Genomic DNA, 19,682 nt, shown 5'->3' with positions numbered 1-19,682 from the left:
CGCGGGCCTGGGCCCGGCCGGCGGAGCGTTCGAGCTCGGCGGCCACCGCCTCGTCGGGGCCGACGGCGGCGTTGGCCAGATGCCAGGCCCGGCGGTCGGGGTCTGCCTGGGGGTCGGTCGCGTCGGCCAGCGCGCGGTGCACACCCTGCCGGTCCTCGGGGGCCGCGACGCGGTAGGCCGCCGAGCGGACGAGGGGATGGCGGAACCGCACCCGGGTCCCGATGGTGATCAGTCCCGCCGATTCGGCCGGCGCCGCGGCGGCCGCTTCGATGCCCAGCAGATCCGCCGCGCGCGCCAGCAGGGTCACGTCGCCCACCGGCTCGGCCGCCGCGATGAGCAGCAGGCGCTGGGTCTCGGCCGGCAGCGCCCGGACCCGCCGCAGGAAGCTCTGCTCGATCTGGCCGGCCAGCGACCGCGCGTCGGGCCGCCCGAACCCGCCCGCCAGCTCCGCCGGCGTCAGCCCCCGGGGCAGCTCCAGCAGGGCCAGCGGGTTGCCCTGCGTCTCGGCGACGATGCGATCGCGGACCCGCGCGTCGAGCCGCCCGGGCACCACGGAGTCCAGCAGCGCGCGGGCGTCGCCGTCGCTCAAGCGGCCGACCTCGAGCGGCGGCAGCCCTGTCAGGTCGTCCTCCAGGCGGGGCTCGCGCACCGCGAACACCAGCCCGATCCGCTCGGCGAGCAGGCGCCGCGCGACGAAGGCGAGCGTCTGCGCGGAGACCCGGTCGAGCCACTGGGCGTCATCGACGAGGCAGACCAGCGGCTCCTTCTCGGCCACGTCGGCGAGCAGGCTGAGCACCGCCAGCCCGACCAGGAACCGGTCCGGCGGGGCTCCCGCGCTGAGCCTGAACGCGATGCCGAGCGCCTCGCGCTGCGGGGCCGGCAGGTGCGGCAGGTGATCCAGGAACGGGGCGCAGAGCTGGTGCAGCCCGCCGAAGGCCAGCTCCATCTCCGACTCGACGCCCGCCGCCCTGGCGATCCGGCAGCCCGAGGCCGCGGCGCGCGCGTACTCCAGCAGTGCCGTCTTGCCGATGCCCGCCTCGCCGCGCACCACCAGCACCGCACTGTGGCCGGACTGCACCGTGGCCACGAGCTGGTCCAGCGTCTCACACTCGGCCTGCCTGCCACGCAGCTGCAACTTCGGGTCCCCGCTCGCCATGGCACCGCCTCCACCGGCCGCGTGCCCGACGACGGAAAGCAGGAGGCTATCGGCCTGATCCGGCCGATAGCCTATCGCTCCGGTCCGGATCACGGCAAAGAGCTCGTCGCCTGAGGCCCAGGTGCCGTGACGGTTCTCGCCGGCGGGGCCGGGAGCCCCCTCACGGCGAGGGTTTCCTGGCCCCACAGTGGGTGCGGATGAGGGCGATGACGGTGTCGGTGGTGCGCTCCAGGTGGCTGCGGCCGTCGGGCAGCCGCGCCTCCGGGCTGATGTAGCTGTTGCGCCCGACGTGGGTGGCGGGGTCCAGCCTCCGGGTGGTGATCCTGCCTGCGCGGCGGGCCCGGTTCCAGGCGCTGCGGCGGAACACCCGCCAGCGCTGCGGGAAGAGCCAGGTGCCGACCCGCTCGATCCAGTCGTGGTCGCTGGTGAGCTGGTACAGATGACCGGCGTGGGTGAGATCGTTGGCGCCGTTGTGGAACCCGCCGAGCGTGATCAGCAGCAGCGGGGCGCGCAACCCGGCGTGCAGCGCCGGGACCGCGCCGATGGCGACCTGGGCGCCGCCGCTGTAGCTGACCAGCACCACGGGTATGCCGCTGCCGGGCCGGTAGCCGGCCCGGCGCAGCTGGTCGGCGATCTGGGCGCCCACGGCGCGGTTGTACAGCGGGCGGTACCGGTGGTCGGCGGCGACGAAGATCTGCATGACGTTGTGCAGGAACAGCAGCAGCGCGACGTGGTGGCGCAGCCACTCCCACACGGGCCGGTCGACCAGCGGGGCGGCCAGCGGGGAGTAGGGCTGCACCTGCCCGAGCACGCGCAGCTCCGGCGCCCCGGCGATCAGGGCCTCGACCAGCTTGCCCCCGTCGCGGGTGTCGCGGAAGCGGCGCTTGCCGATGCCGTCCAGGTAGACGAGGTACGCGTCCGGCGGCCGGTCCGGGTCCGCGCCCCTGGCGTAGGGCATGTCCTGCGGCAGCTCGGTGGTGGGCGCCCGCCAGCCGGCGGCGTACGCCAGCACCTCGTAGCGGGCGAGCAGCGCCTCGGCGAGCAGGACCGGGCCGAGCACCAGGACCAGGAGCGGGAACTCCGTCATGTGGCCGGCTCCCGCACCCCGGTGATGGCGCTGGCCTTCACCACCAGGCGGCGGACCACCTCGACGGCGATGCCCAGCCCGAACCCGGCGACGGCCACGCAGCCCGCGGCGGCCCACCAGCCCAGCCCGGTCGCCGCGGCGAGCGGGGCCACCAGCCCGGCCCCGACCGCCACGAGCAGCAGCAGGTGCAGCAGCGGCCCGAGCAGCGGGAACGCGAGGACGGCGGCGAGCAGCAGCGGAACGACCAGATCAGGTGTCCAGGTGAACGCGGCCGTGCCGGGCAGGGGCGTGGAGAGCATCAGCCCGGCGAGCGTCCATGCGGTCGGCGGCCACAGCGCGAACACCGCGCCCTCGACGACGGCGCCGATCAGCAGGAGCGGGATCAGCTGGGGCCGCGACGTGCGGGGCCGGCGGGCGATCAGGGGCAGGAGGCGTCCGGCGGCCTCGGACAGCCCGGCCAGCAACAGCAGGATGAGCACGAGGGTCGACACGGGTCACCGCTCCTGCGGCGAATCCGCCGGTGCGGGCCGGTCGGCCCGGTCGCCGCGGTTCAGGTGGCGTTCGAGCTCGTCGGCGGCGCGCACGTAGCCGCCGGCCTCGCGCTGGGCGACCTGCAGGCGGTCAGCCGCGGCCATGAACCGCGGCTCGTCGAGCAGCCGCCGGGCCAGGGCGTGCACGAGCCCGGGGCCGGCGTCGCGGGGGCTGATCGCCAGGCCGGCGCCGAGCTGGACGACCCGGCGGGCCACGAGCGGCTGGTCCGCGCCCTGGGGGATCACCAGCATCGGGACCCCGGCGTACATGGCCTCGTTGACGCTGTTCATGCCGCCGTGCGTGACGAACAGCGCGGCCCGCTCCAGCACCTCCGTCTGCGGGACGAAGCGGCGCGCGATCACGTTGTCCGGCAGCGGATCCAGGGCCGCCGGGTTGGTCTGCCCGGTGGCGATGACCACGGTGCCGCCCAGCGGGGCGAGCGCGATGACGAGGTTGCGCAGCAGCTGCGGGCCCGCGTTGAACACCGTGCCGAGGGAGGCGTACAGGACGGGGGCGCGCAGGCGGTCGGCCGGGAACGACGGGTCGGGCGGGCGGGAGCCCAGGCTGGGGCCGACGAACTGGAACGACTCGTCGAGGGTGCCGCCGCCCGGCTGGAAGTCGCGCGAGGTGAAGACCAGGTTGAGCGGCTGGCGCACGTTCGGGAAGTCGAAGCGCGGCAGGCCGCGGGTGTCGTAGCGGCGGCGCAGCTTCCGCCGCCACCGCAGGTAGTCGCGGGTGTTGCGGGGATGGGTCGCCGCCTGGGCCAGCAGCTTCCACGACAGGCGGGTGGGGCTGGGCGCGTGGCGGCCGTAGGCGAACGTGGTGAACAGCGATACCGCCGGCACGCCGAGCTCGCGGGCGGCGACCGCGGCCCACAGGCAGGCGGAGTCGTGCACGATCAGGTCGGGCCGGATGTCGCGCAGCTCGGCGAGCACCCGGGGCAGCAGGCCGGCGGTGGTGCGCGCGAGCCCCTCCAGCATCGTGATCGGCATCGGCGGATCGGCGAGCGGGCGGTCGGCCTCGGGGTAGAGGCACACGGTCGCGCCGGTGGCCGCAATCTCCGCCGAGAACGCGGAGGAGATGTGGTAGGTGACCGAGTGGCCGCGCCGGACGAGCTCGGCCACGACCGGCAGCGTCGGGTTGATGTGCCCGTGCATCGGGATGTTGAGGAACGCGATGGTGCTCATCGGCCGGCCTCCGCGGCCGAACCGGCGGGATGGCAGCTCGGTCCGTAGAGGCCGGGCCCGTTGACGTGCAGCCCGTCGAGGAACCGGCCCGCCGTGCGGGCGGCGGTGCTGATCAGCCGCTCGGCGTGCCGGAAGTCCCACGGGGCGGGCCAGGTCTCGATGCCGGTCGGCAGCACGACGGTCGGGACCCGGGTGGACACCTCGCGCAGATCGCGCTCGATCTGGTGGTGGGCCAGCAGCAGCGCCGCCCTGGCGGCGACCGCGTCGGCCCGCCGGGGCGGCAGGGCCATGCTCAGCGGCCATTCCGGCCCGGCCGACAACACCACCACGCTGGCCGCCCCCGCCTCCTGCGCCGCCCGTACGGGGACGTAGGCGATCACCCCGCCGTCGATGAGCGTGCGGCCTTCCCGTTCCACCGGGGGCAGGACTCCCGGAATGGCCGCGCTGGCCAGCAGCGCGGACACGAGGTCCCCCTCGCTGAGCAGCGCCTCGGCGCCGGTGGCCAGGTCCGTGGCCACCGCGGTGAAGGGGATGCGCAGCTGTTCGACGCGCTGCGGCAGCCCGGCCCTGGCGATCAGCCTGCGCAGGCCGTGGTCGGCGACGATGCTGGCCCGGGAGGCCAGGAAGCCGAGCGGGTACACCTCGCGGCGGCGTACGCGGGTCCACACGTGGTCCAGCCGCGCGGCGGCCGTGCCGGGGTGGGCCGCCACGATCGCGCCGTTGAGCGCCCCGACCGAGGTACCGATGATCATGTCGGGGGCGAATCCGCGCTGCTCCAGCGCGTACCCGATGCCGACCTGCGCGGCTCCGAGCACTCCCCCGCCGCCGATCACCGCCGCCACGGGACGGGGCAGGGCGCTCAGGCCCGACGCTTGCGGCCGGTCCGGCGAGGGGGTGCGCATGCCCTCGTCACGTGTCATGGCCCGCGGCCTTCCATGACCGGGGCCGCCCGGCCGGGAGCCCTGCAAGGCCGGGGAGGCCGATCTCCTGCGATGTGTCACCCACATGATCCGCCCTTCTCACCAGCGCGCTGAATCGGATAGGTGCCACAACTAAGACAAGGCGGCCCCCTGGGCCCGTGACACCTGCGCCGGCTTTTCGAGGAGGTCAGGGAGCGGGCGTCACGCGGCGGGCCGGTGTCCGGTCTTACCCAGCACGAGCCGGGCGGTACGAGCCCGGCCGCGGCTCCGGCGAACCGTCTCCCAACTCCCGTCCGCCGGGGCCGCCCCTCCCACACGGAACAGGACCAGCCATGACCAGTCACCCTGCCCACCCCATGAGACGGCCCCGCACCGCGGTGGCCCTGCTCACCGCGGCCGCCCTCATCCTGGCGAGCCTGAATCCGGCGCAGAGCGCCGCCGCCCAGGACAGCCGGTCGCGTACGGCCAAGCCCACCGTCGTGCTCGTGCACGGAGCCTGGGCGGACGCCTCGAGCTGGAGCCGGATCGTCGCCAGGCTCCAGGCCGGCGGCTACCCGGTCAGGGCGATCGCCAACCCGCTGCGCTCGCTGTCGGGCGACGCCGCGTCCGTGAGAGCCTTCCTGGAGACGCTGACGGGGCCGGTCGTGCTCGTCGGCCACTCCTACGGCGGGGCCGTGATCACCAACGCGGCCACCGGGAACGCCAGTGTCAAGGCGCTCGTCTACGTCAACGCCTTCGCACCCGACGCGGGCGAGTCCGCGACCCAGCTCGCGGGGCCGGACTCCGCCCTGTCGGTGCCGGACCCGACGGCGGTGTTCGACCTCGTTCCCCCGACCCTCCCGCCCGCCGCGGACACCGACCTGTACCTGAAGACGTCGACCGTCCTGGCGTCGTTCGCGACCGGGCTGAGCCTCGATGACAAGGCGATCGTGGCGGCCACCCAGCGACCGGCCACGGTGGGGGCGCTCAACGAGCCGTCCGGCGCCCCCGCCTGGCGGACGATCCCGTCCTGGAACGTGATCGGCACCAAGGACCGCATCATCCCGCCAGGCGTGCAGCGGGCCATGGCCAAGCGGGCCGGCTCCACCGTCGTCGAGTACGACGCCGGGCACGTCGGCCTGATGACGGCGCCCAGGACGGTCACCTACGTGATCGAGCAGGCCGCGCGGGCGAGTGTGCGGTAGCGGGATCGATCGTGCCGAGGGCACCGGCGCCGTCACGGGCCGGTGCCCTCGGCACGAGGGGCGAGCTCAGCAGGCGAGGTTGATGGTGGCGGGGATGCCCTGGCGGGCCATCTTGGCGTACGGGCACAGCGCGGTCGCCTGGGCGAGCAGCGGGGTGGCCGTGTCGCGGTCCACTCCCGGCCAGGTCACGACGAGGTCGGCGCGTAGCTGGTAGCCGCCGTCGGCCGGGTCGCGGCCGAAGGTGACGGTCGCCTCCACCGTGATCGGCCCGGGGTCGAGAAGGTGCTGCCGGGCCAGCAGGCTGAGGGCGCCCTGGAAGCAGGCGGCGTATCCGGCGGCGAAGAGCTGCTCGGGGTTCGGGCCGAGGTTGTCGCCGCCCAGCTCCTCGGGCATGCGCAGCTCCAGGGCGAGAGCGCCGTCGGCCGAGCGGGCCCGGCCGGTGACGCGCGCGTGGGCGGAGCCGCCGCCGGTCACGGCGACGCGCGTGACGTAGAGCGGTTTGAACGCGGAGCCGCTGTAGTCGCGCTCGGTCGACAGTGTGTGCTCGTTCACTGGGACGCCTTTCAACGGCACGTGAGATGGATCACCATCCGGTCGCCAGCTAAGACAAGACAGCCTTCGGGCTCTGTGACAGCTCGCTGGGCTAGTCGCTCCCGATGTCGGCGTCCGACGGGCGTAGCTGCCTGCGAGAGGTGATGCCGAGCTTGGTGAAGACCTTGCTCAGGTGCCACTCGACGGTGTGCGGGCTGAGCAGGAGCCGGGCGCCGATCTCGGCGTTGGTCAGCCCGTCGCCGGCGAGCCTGGCGATGTGCGCCTCCCGCGGGGTCAGGGCGTCGCGCGGGCGGGTGGCGCGCTCGGTGACCGGCTCGCCGGCGGCGGCGAGCTCGTGGCGGGCACGGTCCGCGAACGCGTCGGCACCGGCCGCGGTGAGCAGGTCGCAGGCGGTGCGGAGCTGGCCGCGCGCCTCCTGTGGCCGGTTCTCCCGCCGCAGCCACTCGCCGTACAGCAGGCGGGCGCGGGCCAGCTCCATCCGGATCCGGGTCCGGCCGAGGTGGTCGATCGCCTGCCGGTACAGGGCCTCTGCCGTACGGCCGGTCGCCAGCAGCGCCTCGGACCGGGCCAGCACGCCGAGCGCCCAGTCGGTCCCGGCGACCCGGGCCCTCGCGGCCAGGCGCTCGCGGGCGGCGGCCGCGAGCTCGGGCTGCCCGCTGCGGACGGCCGATTCGACCAGCTCCGACAGCGCCCAGTAGACGACGGCGGACTCGGTCGGGTGCTCGGCCGCGGCGCGGGCCGCCGTGACGGCCTCCTGGTACCGGGCGAGCCCGTTCAGCATCAGCGCCCGCGCCCAGCGGGTGACCACGACTCCGCTGTCCTCGCCGCGGGCCATCACGTCGGCCGTGCTCGCCTCGATCAGCGGGGCGGCGGCGGCCTCGTCGCCGTGCCAGGCGGCCAGCGCCAGCGCGCCGTACGGTGCCAGCGCTCCCCCGGTCGCCTCCCCGATCGCCTGGATCTCCGCGACCAGCGAGACGGCCGCCGCGCGCTCGCCGGAGAAGAGCCGTACGACCGCGAGCGAGTTGAGGGTGAGCGGGAGGACGCTGAGATCGCCGACGTCACGGGCGACGCGGACGTGCCGCTCGGTGAGGATCGCCCAGCTCTCGTCGTCCCACATGTCGGCTGCGGTGACCCCCGCCAGCCACAACCAGGGCTGGTCGGTCGCGCTGGACTTGTCCTCGGCGCGGAAGGCCCGCAGGGCCTCCCGGGCCGGCGGCACGGCGGCCGGATATCCGTCGGTGTACAGCGCGGCGAGGCTGTCCAGCAGCAGGTCTCCGGGCCGGTGCCGAGCCGGGCTCGGCGCCGCGCGCACCGCCCGCGCCACCGCGAGCACGCCGGAATCCTCGGTGAACCCGCCGGCGAGCAGGGCCGCCCCCATGGCGTCGCGGTAGGTGTCGCGGGCGAGCTCGATGTCCAGCGGCTCCAGCCGGCGGCCCGCTTCGAGGAGCAGCCGCGGCGCGGCCATGTCGTGGCCGGAGGCGAAGGCGATCTGCGCCCGCATCAGGTTCACCCGTGCCCGGTGGACCTCCTCGGCCGGCGCCTCGTCCGCCGTGTGCAGCAGCCTCAGCGCGACGTCGAAGGCGCCGCAGCGCAGTGCGGCCTCGGCGGCGGACAGGGCGCGGATCGCGCGCGTCGCCGCGTCAGGGGTCAGCTCGGTCGCGCGCCGCAGGAACTCGGCCACGGCCGCGATCCCGCCACGGCGCTGCGCCCGGTCGGCGGAGCTGACCAGCTCGGCGGCGACCTCCTCGTCAGCGCCGGCCGCCGCGTGCGCCCGGTGCCAGGCACGCCGGTCGGGGTCGACGGCCGGGTCGATCGCCTCGGCGAGGGCCCGGTGCACGGTGCGGCGCTCGTCCGGGCCGGCCGCCCGGTAGATCGCCGTACGCACCAGCGGATGCCGGAACCGCACCCGGGAGCCCAGCTCGATCAGCCCGGCCGTCTCCGCCGCTGCCCCCGCGCTCATCGGCAGGTCCAGCAGCCGGGCGGCGCGCAGCAACAACGTCATGTCGCCGACCGGCTCGGCCGCCGCCGTCAGCAGCAGCTGCCGCGTCGGCGCGGGCAGCGACCGCACCCGCCGGGCGAAGCTGTGCTCGATCTGGCTCGCCAGCGGCTGCGCGTCGGGCCGCCCGAACCCGCCGGCCAGCTCCGCCGCCGTCAGGCCGCGCGGCAGCTCCAGCAGGGCCAGCGGGTTGCCCCGCGTCTCCGCCACGATGCGGTCCCGCACCCGCTCGTCGAGCCGCCCGGGAACGGCCGAGTCCAGCAGCGCGCGGGCGTCGTCCTCGGGCAGGCCGCCGACCGCCAGCTCCGGCAGGCCGCGCCACTCGGGCCCGGCCGCCGGCTCGCGTACGGAGAAGACCACGCCGATCCGCTCGGCGAACAGGCGCCGCGAGACGAACGTCAGCGTCTGCGCCGAGGCCTGGTCCAGCCACTGGCCGTCGTCGATCACGCACAGGAGCGGCTGCTCCTCCGAGACCGCCGCCAGCAGGCTCAGGACGGCCACCCCGATCAGGAACCTGTCCGGCGGGCTTCCGGCGCTGTGGCCGAACGCGACGGCCAGCGCCTCGCTCTGCGGGGCCGGGATGCGGTCGCGGCGATCCAGCATCGGCGCGCACAACTGGTGCAGGCCCGCGAAGGGCAGCTCCATCTCGGATTCGACGCCTGCCGCGCGCAGGACCGTGCACCCGGTCGAGCGGCCCACGAGGTAATCGAGCAACGCCGATTTCCCGACGCCCGCCTCGCCGCGGATCAGCAAGGCGCGCCCCGGGCCGGAGCGCACGTCGGCGAGCACCCCGTCCAGCACCGCGCACTCCACCCGCCGATCGCGGAGCTCGAACGCCCCCGCACCACCAGTCGTCATCGCTGCACCACCCCGACAGGAGGGTAAAGCCATGGGTCGGTTCCGCGATAGGCGGGGTCTATCGGCGGGCTGTCGTGGCCGCGCCTTCGTGCGTGGCCACGCCTTCGTGCCTGCCTGCGCCTTCGTGCCTGGCCGTGCCTTCGTGCCTGCCTGCGCCTTCGTGCCTGGCCGTGCCTTCGTGCGTGGCCGGCTGCCCGCTGTCCGTGACGGTGGACGGCTGCCCGCCGTGCGTGACGGTGGACGGCTGCCCGCCGTGCGTGATGGTGGTCCCGGCCGTGCCGGCGAGCACCGCGGGCGCGTCCCGCAGCGCCCCGATCGCCGCCGGCCGGCCGGTCGCGGTAACGAACCGGATGCAGGCCTCGACCTTCGGCGCCATCGATCCGGCGGGGAAGCGCATGGCGCGCAGCTCGTCGGCGTCCGCCGTGGACAGTGGCCGCTCCTGAGGGGTGCCGAAGTCCCGCCGGACGGCGTCCACGTCGGTGAGCACCACGAGCCGGTCGGCTCCCAGCTCGACCGCCAGCAGCGCGGCCGTGAGGTCCTTGTCGACGACGGCCTGCGCCCCCTCGTACCGGCCGCCGTCCCCGGCGAGGACGGGCACCCCGCCCCCGCCGCCGCAGATCACGGTCGTGCCGGCGGCCACCAGCTGCCGGATCGTCGGCAGCTCGATGATCCGGCGGGGTGCCGGGGAGGCGACGACCCGCCGCCAGGCCCGGCCGTCCCTGGCGACGGTCCACCCGTGCTCCAGCGCGAGCCTTCTGGCCACCGGCTCCGGATAGCCCTGGCCGACGAACTTGGCGGGGGCGTGGAAGGCCGGGTCGTCCGCGCCGACCTCTGTCCGCGTGACGATCGTGACGGCCGGCCCGGCCAGGCCCGCGTTGCCCAGCTCCTGTGCCAGCCAGTATCCGATCATGCCCTGGGTCTGGGCGCCGAGCGTGTCGAGCGGGAACGGGTGGGTCAGGGCCGGGTCGTTCTCGCTCTCCACGGCCAGCATCCCGATCTGCGGCCCGTTGCCGTGGCAGAGCACCAGCGTGTGCTCGGCGGCGAGCGGGGCCAGCGCCAGGGCGGCGGCGCGCACGTGCCGCCGCTGGACCTGCGCGTCGGGGCTTTCCCCGCGCTCGAGCAGGGCGTTGCCGCCCAGGGCGACGACGAGCAGCATGTCACTCCCCCAGCGCCGCGACGAGCAGGGCCTTGATGGTGTGCATCCGGTTCTCCGCCTGCTGGAAGACCACGGAGGCGGCGGAGGAGAACACCTCGTCGGTGACCTCGGCCCCGGCCAGCCCGTACTGCTGGTGGACCCGCCGGCCCAGCTCGGTGGTGGTGTCGTGCACGGCGGGCAGGCAGTGCAGGAAGCGCGTGCCGGGGCGGCCCGTGGCGGCCATCACCTCCGCCGTGACCCGGTAGGGGGTGAGCAGCGGGACGCGCCGGTCCCACTCGGCCTCGGCCTCGCCCATGCTGACCCACACGTCGGTGTAGACGAAGGCGGCGCCGTCGAGCGCCGCCGCCAGGTCGCCGGTGACCGTCACACGGGCGCCGCTGGACAGGGCCGCGTGCTCGGCCTCCTTCACCAGCGCGTCCGGAGGGCGCAGCTCGGCGGGTGCGGCGATGCGCACGTCCATGCCGAGCATGGCCCCGGTGACGAGCAGCGACCGGGCGATGTTGCCGCGCCCGTCACCGACGAAGCAGCAGCTGATCGCCTCGATGTCGCCGGGCTGGTGCTCCCGCATGGTCAGCACGTCGGCGAGCATCTGCGTCGGGTGCCACTCGTCGGTGAGCCCGTTCCAGACCGGTACGCCGGCGTGCCGGGCCAGCTCCTCGACGGTCTCCTGGGCGAACCCGCGGAACTCGATCCCGTCGTACAGCGCGCCCAGCACCCGCGCGGTGTCCGCGACGCTCTCCTCCCTGCCGAGGTGCGACCCCGACGGTCCGAGGTAGGTGACGTGGGCGCCCTGGTCGTAGGCGGCCACCTCGAACGCGCACCGGGTGCGGGTGGAGTTCTTCTCGAACACCAGGGCGATGTTGCGGCCGGTCAGCGCGGGGCGTTCGCGCCCGGCCCGCTTGGCCTCCTTGAGCTCCGCGGCGAGGTCGAGCATCGCCAGGAAACCCGCGCGGCCCAGGCCGGTCGGGGTGAGCAACGAGCCGGGGGCGGTCGAGAGGGTCATGACGGCTCCTTCGGGGAGGGCGACACGGGGTCACGCAGGATGGGGCAGGTCATGCAGCGGGCGCCCCCGCGGCCACGGCCCAGCTCGCTGCCGGCCAGCGGGATGACCTCCAGGCCGTGCTCGCGCAGCATGGCGTTGGTGGCGGTGTTGCGCTCGTAGCCGAGCACCACGCCGGGCGCGATCGCCAGGAAGTTGTCGGCGTCGTTCCACTGCTCCCGCTCGGCCTCGCGCCGGTCCCCCGCCGCGGTGAGGACGCGGACGCCGTCGTCCTCGAGCGCCTCGCTCAGGCCGGCGGCCAGCCCCGCCCGGCGCTGGACGCCCCCGTCGGGGGTGAGCAGCCAGACCCGGGCGGCGGCCTGGTCGAAGTAGGGGTAGGCGACGAAGGTGGCGACGTCCACCATCGTCAGCACGGTGTCCAGGTGCATCGTCGAGCGGGCCTTGGGCAGTTCGACGGCCAGGACGCGGCGGGCGTGGCCGCCCTCGAAGAGCCGCCGGGCCAGCGCCTCCATGCCCATCGGCGTGGTGCGCTCGCCCATCCCGACCATGGCGACGCCGTCGCCGATGACGTGGATGTCGCCGCCCTCCAGCGTGGCAGGGGCGTGGTCGAGATCGTCGTCCCCGTAGACGATCTCGAAGCCGGCGCAGGCGAACAGCGGATGGTGCCGGTAGACGGTCCTGGTGTTGATGGACTCGCGGCTCCTGGCCGGTTTGGCCATCGGGTTGACCGCGACGGCGCGCCCGATCCAGGCCGCGTTGTCCCGCTGGAACAGGGTGTTGGGCAGCGGGGTGAGCACGAAGTCGTCGGCGTCGAGGCTCTGCCATGCCACGCTGCCCCCGCCGAGCGGGCCGAGGTCCGACTTCACCACCCCGCCGATCAGGTAGCCGGCCAGCAGCACCGGGTCGGTGTCCAGGAACAGCGCCCGCAGCTCCCTGGCCAGGGCGGCGCCGAACCGCTGATCGGTGCACAGCCGGTCCACGGCGAAGCTCCGGCCGTCGTCCGTCGCGAGCGCCTGCGCCAGCAGGTCGGCGAACAGGTGCACCCGTACGCCGTGGCTCCGCATCACCCCGGCGAACTCGTCGTGCTCGCGGCGGGCGCGGTCCGCCCACAGCACGTCGTCGAAGAGCAGTTCGGCGGCGTTGTCCGGGGTCAGCCGGTCCAGCTCGCGGCCCGGCCGGTGCACGACGACCTCGCGCAGCCTGCCGATCTCGGAGTGGATGCCGACCCGCAGCGTGAGGTCCTGGCTCGTGGTCATCGCGCCACCGCCGGGCTCTGGCCGTAGGAGCCGCGGCGGGCCTTGACCCACACGTACACCGGCACGCCGAGCAGCAGGCAGAACGTGCCGTAGTAGACGGCCTGGTAGCCGCTGCCCGCCAGCGCCCAGAACCCGAACGCCAGCGCGAGCGCCGAGACGGTGACGTCGCGCGCGAGGTGGCCGGCCCGCAGCCGCCTGCCCTCGGTGCGCAGCCAGTACAGCTGTGCGGCGGCGGCCAGCAGGTACGGGACGACCGAGGTGAGCACCGACAGCAGCACCACGGTGATGAACACCTGCTCGAAGCTGGTGTAGCTGACGACGGTGAGCCCCGCGGCCAGCAGGGTGGAGACGACGATGCCGAACGCGGGCACCCCGGCCCTGGTCTGCCGGGCGAAGGCGGCGGGGAACAGCCCGTCCTGCGCCGCCGCCCTGGGCATCTCGGCCACGATCAGGGTCCAGCCGACCAGCGCCCCGAAGCCGGACACGACGGCCGCGGCCGCGACGGTGGCCCCCGCCCACTCGCCGCCGAAGATGGCGTTGGCCGAGTCGGTGAAGGGCGCGGTGGAGCTGACGAGGTCGTCGTGCGCCACGGTGCCGAAGACGGTGACGGTGCCGAGGATGTAGACCACGGCGCAGGCCAGGGTGCCCAGCACGGTGGCCCGGCCGACGTTCCGCCTCGGGTCGCGGACCCGGCCCGCGGCGACCGAGGCGGTCTCGATGCCCAGGTAGCTGAACAGCGCGATGGCGCCCGCGGCGCTGATCGCGCCCAGCCAGGAGGTGCCGCCGGCGTTGAACTCGCCGAAGTTCGCCGTGTTGACGAACAGCAGGCCGACCGTCGCCATGAACAGCAGCGGGATGAACTTCAGCACCGTCGCGACGACCTGGAACGCGGCGAAGCTGCGCAACCCCATCAGGTTGACCAGCGCAGGCAGGAGCAGCCCTGTCAGCGCGATGACGATCGACCACCCCACCTCGTGCCCGGTGTTCCAGAACACCTCCACGTAGCCGACCCAGGCCACCACGATCGCCGCGTTCCCCGCCCACGCGGTGATCCAGTAGCTCCAGGCGATGAGGAACCCGGCGAACTCGCCGAACGCCTCGCGGGCGTAGACGTACGGGCCGCCCGCGCCGGGCAGCCGCACCGCCAGAGCGCGGAACGTCAGCGCCAGCGCGATCGCGCCGATCGTGACGAGCCCGAACGCCACCAGCGAGATCGGCCCGAACACGGCCAGGGCGGACGGCAGGGCGAACACCCCGGTCCCGATGACCGAGCCGACCACCAGCGCCGACGCCGTGCCGAGCCCGAAGCGGCCCCCACCCTGCTCCGCTCCGGCCTCGGCAGCCCCACCCGGCTCCGCACCAGCCTCCGGACGCCCACCCGGCTCCACACCAGCCTCCGGACGCCCACCCGGCTCCGCACCGGCCTGCAAGGGCCCGGCCGGAGCCGGTGTTCGGGAACGGGAAACCCGCATGATCCACCTCTCTCATCGCGGACGGTGATCGGTTCGCTCACTTGGACCGGGCGGCCGCCGCGTCCGTGACAGCCCCGGCCGGACCCGAGCGGGCGAGGTCCGGCCGGACCCGGCGAGCGGGCCGGACCCGTCGAGCTGGCCGGACCCGTCGAGCTGGCCGGAGCCGGCGGGCGAGGGCGGGCGAGCGCTACCGGGCGGCCCTGAACGGCCGCCGGGCACGGCGGGTCCCGGAGTGCGGCGCCGGCTCGCGGGCGGAGCTCGCGGCGATCGTGATGGCGACCGCCAGGACGCAGGCCGCCGCGATGGCCGTGGCCACGCCGTGCACGCCGATCCAGGGCACCGCGAGCGGCAACGCGAGCACGACGGCGGCGCAGCCAGAGATCACGGCGGGATGGATGACGGACTCCGGCTCGATCGGCGTGTGCACCATCCAGAGCAGCAGGAGGAACACCCCGACGGGGATCGCGACGGCGTAGGCGACGGCGAGCGGCGTGGCGGTGATGTGGTGCCCGCTCTGCTCGACGGCGACCTCCAGACCGGCGCCGAGCGCGGCCAGGGCCGCGAAGATGCCGTAATGGCCGTATCCCCACCGGTAGGAACGATCTCGGCGCCCGCTGAGCCCGTCGCCGGCCTCCACCAGGAAGTACAGCCACCACAGGGCGAACAGCATCACCAGGCCGGAGACAGCGATCATGACGAAGGGGCTGCTGATCGCGCTCGTCTCGAGCGCCCTGGCGACGCCCCTGGACGCGGCGAGCACGCTCTCCCCGAGCAGGATGATCGTGAACAGGCCGTAACGCTCGGCGATGTGGTGCGGGTGCCAGGTGGTGGGCTCGGCCCGCTCCGCCCACAGCGGCACGGCGAGCTCCAGGGCCGCCAGCAGCAGGAAGAGCGGCAGCTCGATGCTCACGGGCGCGACCCACGAGTGGTACATCCAGCCCACGGTCAGGACGGTGATGCCGGCGGCGTAACGCCGTGCGGTACGCCGGCGCGCCGGGTCCTCGAAGGCGACCCGCAGCCACTGGGCGACGAGCCCGATCCGCATGATGACGTAGCCCAGCGTGACGAAGCCGTAGTCGGTGTGCTCGCTCGCGGCCGGCACGCCGGCGGCCAGGACGAGTACGCCGGCCATCTGGACCATGGTCAGCACCCGGTAGGCGACGTCGTCGGTGTCGTACGACGAGGCGAACCAGGTGAAGTTCATCCACGCCCACCAGATCGCGAAGAAGACCTGGAGGAACGGGATGATGCCGGCCAGCGCGTGTCCCTCGACGATGTGGTGGGCGAACTGGGCGGTGACGGCCGCGACCGCGACCACGAACGTGAGGTCGAACAGCAGCTCCAGCTGGCTGGCGACGCGGTGCGGCTCGTCGATGGGGCGCGCGCTCATGCGGATGCGGATGCGAATTCTGGCTGGTGGCAAGCTGTCACTCCTGTCGCGTGCGTGAGGCGGTCCTGGCGCTGAGACCGGGCAGCGGCCCCGATTCGTGACAGTCCGCGCGAAAAACCCGCAGGCGACTCGTTCACCACACGAGAGAGCGCTCTCTTGACAGGTGGGCTCACCTTGCCGGAGTTTTTCCGTAAACTCTCACCCCGTGGATCCGATGAGGTAACCCACATGGCACGCACCCCCCGCTCCAGAACGTTGCTCGCCATCGGAAGCGCTCTCGCCGCGATCATCGCGCTGGTCGCCCCCCTCGCCGGCACCGCCGCAGCGGCCCCCGCCCCCGGCCCCCTGGTCTGGTCCGACGAGTTCGACGGCGCCGCCGGCAGCGCCGTCGACCCGTCGAAGTGGCGCTTCGACATCGGCGGCAGCGGCTGGGGCAACAACGAGCAGCAGTACTACACCAGCAGCACCCGCAACGCCGCCATGGACGGCGCAGGCAACCTGGTGATCACCGCCCGCCGCGAGAACCCGTCCAACTACCAGTGCCACTACGGCACCTGCCAGTACACCTCGGCCCGCCTGCTCACCTCCGCCACCTTCACCCGCGCCTACGGGCGGTTCGAGGCGCGCATGAAACTGCCGCGCGGGCAGGGCATCTGGCCGGCCTTCTGGATGCTCGGCAACGACATCGGGACGGTCGGCTGGCCCAATAGCGGCGAGATCGACATCATGGAGAACATCGGCCGCGAGCCCAACACCGTGCACGGCACCCTGCACGGGCCCGGCTACTCCGGCGGCGGCGGCATCGGCGCCGGCTACACCATCGGCAGCCCGTTCGCCGACGCGTTCCACACCTTCGCCGTGGACTGGTCACCGAACCTGATCATCTGGTACGTCGACGGCGTCGAGTTCCAGCGCCGCACCCCGTCCGACCTGGGCGGCAACCGGTGGGTCTTCGACCACCCGTTCTTCATGATCATGAACGTGGCGGTGGGCGGCCACTGGCCGGGCTACCCGGACGCCACCACCACGTTCCCGCAGACCCTGACCGTCGACTACGTCCGCGTCTACGCCCCGCCCACCAGCGGCTCCGGCGGCCGGATCACCGGCTACGGCGGCAAGTGCGTGGACGTCGCCGGCGCCGGCACCGCCAACGGCACGGCCGTCCAGCTCTGGGACTGCAACAGCACCGCCGCCCAGAGCTGGACCTGGAACGCCGACGGCTCCGTACGGGCGCTCGGCAAGTGCATGGACGTGACAGGCGCCGCCACGGCGAACGGGGCTCAGGTGCAGCTGTACGACTGCAACGGCACCGGCGCGCAACGCTGGACCTTCGACGCGGGCACCGGCCAGATCGTCAACCCGCAGTCCGGCAGGTGTCTGGACGCGACAGGGGTCGGCTCGGCCAACGGCACCCGGCTGCAGATCTGGGACTGCACGGGCGGCGCCAACCAGCGGTGGGCCCGCACCTGACCCGGACCGCCCGCACGTCTTGATCCGACCAGGTCGCCTTCCGCAACATCCGCGTCAAGCCGCTGAGCGTCACCGGGGGGCAGACCAAGTACGAGAGAAAGGGGCAGCGGAGGGCTGAGCTGCAGGCCAGAGGGCATGTGCGTCGGATGATGTGACCCTCCGCGTGGGCTTGGTTGCGGTTTGGTGAACAAGGTTTCTGGTGGAGGTGATCGTCGCTACGGTTCGGCGTCTGGACGCCGGGATCGAGGCGAGGGACGGCCTGGGATGACGTGGATCGAGCGGACCGCCTATCCGCAGTTCAAGCGGTTGACGTCGGCGCGGGTGCTGCACGTGTTCTTCACGCCGTCGCCGGAGGAGGTGGCCGGGGCCGAAAAGCGCACCGGCAGTCCGGAGTCGCGCTTGGCGCTGGTGCTGGCGTTGAAGTGTTTTCAGAAGATGGCGCGTTTCCCGTCCCCGGACGAGATCCCCGAGGTGGTGATCGACCACGTCCGGCGCTGTCTGGAGTTGCCCGAGGACGTCTGGCCCGACCACGGGTCCTCCCGCAGCGCGAAGGCGCATCGCAAGCCGGTGCGCCAGCGTCAGGGCGTGACGTACGACGCGGACCGGGCCCGGGCGATCGCCGCGGCGGCGATCCGGAAGGCGGCCCAGGCCAAGAACAACCCGGCGGACCTGATCAACGTGGCGATCGAGGAGTTGCCCCGGCGTCGGCTGGAACTGCTCGGGTACACGACGCTGGAGGACCTGGCCACCAGCATCCGCGCCGAGGTGAACGCCGCCATCTTCGCCACGATCCTGGAGCGGATGGGCGAGGCGGGCCGGGCCCGGATGGAGGGGTTGCTCGTCGTCGGGCCGGACGGCAAATCGACGTTCAACCGGCTCAAGAAGCCCGCCCAGCGGGCCACCTGGTCGCGGCTGCGGGATCAGGTGTCGTGGCTGGATCAGGTGGACGCGCTCGGCGACACCGACGCCTGGCCGGAGGGCATCGCGCCGTCGAAGATCGCCGACTTCGCGGGGGAGGCCGACGCCCAGGACGCCGACATCCTGTCGCGCTACGAGGCGGTCAAGCAGGTGGCGTTGCTGGCCTGCCTGACGCACACCGCCCGGATGCGGGCCCGCGACGACCTGGCCGAGATGCTGTGCAAGCGGATGGCCTCCCACGTCGAACGGGCCAGGGCGGAGCTGGAGGAGATCCGCGCCTGGCAGCGCGCGACCAGCGAGCGGCTGATCGGCAGCTACCGTCAGGTGCTGGAACGTCTCGACCCCGGCAGCGAGACCTCGGCCGCCGGGGTTGAGGCGGTGGCGCGGGCCGTGGAGGCGGTGACCTCGTGCGCGCTGGGTGCCGGGCAGGTCCAGGCGCTCGGCGAGATGCTGTCGGCGCTCGTGGTGCAGACCCACAGCATGCAGACCGTACGGGCGGCGGCGGAGCAGGCCGGCGGGTTCGCCGCGCAGCTGGCCGACATCGAGGAGGTCGCCGCCTTCCACGGCGACGCGCACGAGCGGCTGGTGTACCGGTTCTTCAAGAAGGACCGGCCGGCGCTGTTCGAGCTGGCGGCAAGCTGCGGCTGAAGGCCACCTCCAGCGACGATTCGGTGCTGGCCGCGCTGGCGCACGCCCGCGAGCACTCACCCAAGCGGCGCGACTACATCCCGCTGCCCCCGGCAGTGGAGGAGGATGAGCCGGAGTCGGGCATCGCGTTCGCCTCGGGCAACTGGCGGCGCGCGGTGACCGACCGGCGCGTCCCGGCATGGTGGCGCGGCGGCATTTTGAGGCGATGGTGTTCTGCCACCTGGCCAGCGATGCCGAGGCCGAACGGCTGGCGGCCGAGATCGAACGGCGTATGCCCGAACGGTCGCTGCTGTCGATCGTTGCGCGTACCGCTCACTGGCTGAGCTGGTATCGCCACTTCGGCCCCGCCTCCGGCTCCGACCCCAAGATCAAGGACAAGCTGGACCGGTACTCGCTGGCGGTGTTCACCGGCGGCATCAACATCGGCCCGTACGAGGCGGCCAAGCACATCGCCGGCGTCACCGCCCGCGAGCTGTCCATGGTCCGCAACCGGCACATCACCCTGAAGAAGCTGAACGCCGCGATCGCCGACGTGGTCAACGCCTTCGCCGAGCTGGACGTGGTCAAGGCCTGGGGGGACGGCAGCACGGTGGACACCTACATCGACAATCTGCTCGCCGAGACCAGCATCCGGTACGGAGGATTCGGCGGCATCGCCTACCACTACATCTCCGACACCTACGTGGCGCTGTTCTCCCGGTTCATCCCGTGCGGCGTGTGGAAGGCGGTGCACCTGATCGAAGGACTGCTGGCCAACACCTCCGACATCCAGCCCTCCACCGTGCACGCCGACACCCAAGGCCAGAACTTTATGTGGACACTGTCCAGCGGCCCCGGCTCGGAGTCCAACGGTCGCGAATCGCTGTAGCGAGCTTAGAGCGCCTTGCCATGCAGAACTTTG

General features: G+C 73.5%; 14 protein-coding genes and 1 pseudogene. 3 read left to right on the top strand and 12 right to left on the bottom strand.

From position 1 onward, the window contains the following. The 5 genes from AB0I79_RS61490 to AB0I79_RS61470 form a co-directional block, all read right to left on the bottom strand. On the bottom strand, window positions 1-1,156 hold a 1,156-nt coding region (locus AB0I79_RS61490), incomplete at its 3' end, for an AAA family ATPase (protein WP_357895415.1). 160 nt (window positions 1,157-1,316) lie between these two features. Then, complete coding sequence (locus AB0I79_RS61485; RefSeq protein WP_357895413.1) at window positions 1,317-2,243, bottom strand: hypothetical protein; 927 nt, start codon at window positions 2,241-2,243, stop codon at window positions 1,317-1,319. Then, window positions 2,240-2,734, bottom strand: coding sequence for a hypothetical protein (locus tag AB0I79_RS61480; protein WP_357895410.1), 495 nt, complete (start codon window positions 2,732-2,734; stop codon window positions 2,240-2,242). Before AB0I79_RS61480 ends, AB0I79_RS61485 begins: the two co-directional genes overlap by 4 nt. Before the next feature lie 3 nt (window positions 2,735-2,737). After that, window positions 2,738-3,961 carry a macrolide family glycosyltransferase gene (locus tag AB0I79_RS61475; protein ID WP_357895407.1) on the bottom strand — a complete coding sequence of 408 codons (1,224 nt, stop codon included), beginning with the start codon at window positions 3,959-3,961 and terminating at the stop codon, window positions 2,738-2,740. Next, complete coding sequence (locus AB0I79_RS61470) at window positions 3,958-4,881, bottom strand: patatin-like phospholipase family protein (RefSeq protein WP_357895404.1); 924 nt, start codon at window positions 4,879-4,881, stop codon at window positions 3,958-3,960. Before AB0I79_RS61470 ends, AB0I79_RS61475 begins: the two co-directional genes overlap by 4 nt. A gap of 356 nt (window positions 4,882-5,237) precedes the next feature. Between AB0I79_RS61470 and AB0I79_RS61465 the strand changes: the two genes are divergently transcribed. Then, entirely contained in the window at window positions 5,238-6,065 is an 828-nt protein-coding gene (locus AB0I79_RS61465; RefSeq protein ID WP_357895401.1) for an alpha/beta hydrolase, read from the top strand. 66 nt (window positions 6,066-6,131) lie between these two features. Here the strand turns inward: AB0I79_RS61465 and AB0I79_RS61460 are convergent, their stop codons facing one another. From AB0I79_RS61460 to AB0I79_RS61430, 7 genes are all read right to left on the bottom strand, one after another. Further along, entirely contained in the window at window positions 6,132-6,617 is a 486-nt protein-coding gene (locus tag AB0I79_RS61460; RefSeq protein WP_357895399.1) for an Ohr family peroxiredoxin, read from the bottom strand. Between the two features lie 91 nt (window positions 6,618-6,708). Then, a complete protein-coding gene (locus tag AB0I79_RS61455) occupies window positions 6,709-9,471 on the bottom strand; it encodes an AAA family ATPase (RefSeq protein ID WP_357895396.1) in 2,763 nt (920 codons plus the stop codon). A gap of 58 nt (window positions 9,472-9,529) precedes the next feature. Next, the gene (locus tag AB0I79_RS61450) at window positions 9,530-10,627 is read right to left on the bottom strand and encodes a carbamate kinase (protein ID WP_357895393.1); all 1,098 of its coding nucleotides are present in this window, start codon (window positions 10,625-10,627) and stop codon (window positions 9,530-9,532) included. Window position 10,628: 1 nt separating this feature from the next. Next, on the bottom strand, window positions 10,629-11,630 hold the full coding sequence (gene argF, locus AB0I79_RS61445; protein WP_357895390.1) for an ornithine carbamoyltransferase: 1,002 nt from the start codon (window positions 11,628-11,630) through the stop codon (window positions 10,629-10,631). After that, window positions 11,627-12,883 (bottom strand): arginine deiminase, encoded by a 1,257-nt coding sequence (locus AB0I79_RS61440; RefSeq protein ID WP_357895387.1) that lies wholly within the window; start codon window positions 12,881-12,883, stop codon window positions 11,627-11,629. The genes argF and AB0I79_RS61440 overlap by 4 nt, the downstream gene beginning before the upstream one ends. Next, the gene (locus tag AB0I79_RS61435; RefSeq protein WP_357895384.1) at window positions 12,880-14,271 is read right to left on the bottom strand and encodes an amino acid permease; all 1,392 of its coding nucleotides are present in this window, start codon (window positions 14,269-14,271) and stop codon (window positions 12,880-12,882) included. The genes AB0I79_RS61440 and AB0I79_RS61435 overlap by 4 nt, the downstream gene beginning before the upstream one ends. A gap of 271 nt (window positions 14,272-14,542) precedes the next feature. Next, window positions 14,543-15,745 (bottom strand): low temperature requirement protein A, encoded by a 1,203-nt coding sequence (locus tag AB0I79_RS61430; protein ID WP_357895380.1) that lies wholly within the window; start codon window positions 15,743-15,745, stop codon window positions 14,543-14,545. Between the two features lie 228 nt (window positions 15,746-15,973). On the opposite strand from AB0I79_RS61430, the gene AB0I79_RS61425 reads away from it, so the two are divergent. Together AB0I79_RS61425 and AB0I79_RS61420 are read left to right on the top strand one after the other, a co-directional pair. Next, window positions 15,974-17,215 carry a family 16 glycosylhydrolase gene (locus AB0I79_RS61425; RefSeq protein WP_357895377.1) on the top strand — a complete coding sequence of 414 codons (1,242 nt, stop codon included), beginning with the start codon at window positions 15,974-15,976 and terminating at the stop codon, window positions 17,213-17,215. A 264-nt stretch (window positions 17,216-17,479) separates the two neighbouring features. Beyond that, window positions 17,480-19,589 (top strand): annotated as a pseudogene (locus AB0I79_RS61420) (Tn3 family transposase); the annotation flags it as partial. Between the last annotated feature and the right edge of the window lie 93 nt (window positions 19,590-19,682).

The sequence above is a fragment of the Nonomuraea sp. NPDC050202 genome, from assembly GCF_040656115.1.
Taxonomy (GTDB): Bacteria; Actinomycetota; Actinomycetes; order Streptosporangiales; family Streptosporangiaceae; genus Nonomuraea.
Note: the sequence above shows the minus strand (reverse complement) of the source record. Positions and strands in the feature narration are given on the sequence as shown.

Bases quoted from the DNA above. Each gene is read 5' to 3' on its own strand.
- AB0I79_RS61465 (WP_357895401.1), top strand. From the start codon at position 5,238: ATGAGACGGCCCCGCACCGCGGTGGCCCTGCTCACCGCGGCCGCCCTC.
- AB0I79_RS61470 (WP_357895404.1), bottom strand. From the start codon at position 4,881: ATGACACGTGACGAGGGCATGCGCACCCCCTCGCCGGACCGGCCGCAA.
- AB0I79_RS61485 (WP_357895413.1), bottom strand. From the start codon at position 2,243: ATGACGGAGTTCCCGCTCCTGGTCCTGGTGCTCGGCCCGGTCCTGCTC.
- argF (WP_357895390.1), bottom strand. From the start codon at position 11,630: ATGACCCTCTCGACCGCCCCCGGCTCGTTGCTCACCCCGACCGGCCTG.
- AB0I79_RS61475 (WP_357895407.1), bottom strand. From the start codon at position 3,961: ATGAGCACCATCGCGTTCCTCAACATCCCGATGCACGGGCACATCAAC.
- AB0I79_RS61430 (WP_357895380.1), bottom strand. From the start codon at position 15,745: ATGAGCGCGCGCCCCATCGACGAGCCGCACCGCGTCGCCAGCCAGCTG.
- AB0I79_RS61450 (WP_357895393.1), bottom strand. From the start codon at position 10,627: ATGCTGCTCGTCGTCGCCCTGGGCGGCAACGCCCTGCTCGAGCGCGGG.
- AB0I79_RS61455 (WP_357895396.1), bottom strand. From the start codon at position 9,471: ATGACGACTGGTGGTGCGGGGGCGTTCGAGCTCCGCGATCGGCGGGTG.
- AB0I79_RS61425 (WP_357895377.1), top strand. From the start codon at position 15,974: ATGGCACGCACCCCCCGCTCCAGAACGTTGCTCGCCATCGGAAGCGCT.
- AB0I79_RS61440 (WP_357895387.1), bottom strand. From the start codon at position 12,883: ATGACCACGAGCCAGGACCTCACGCTGCGGGTCGGCATCCACTCCGAG.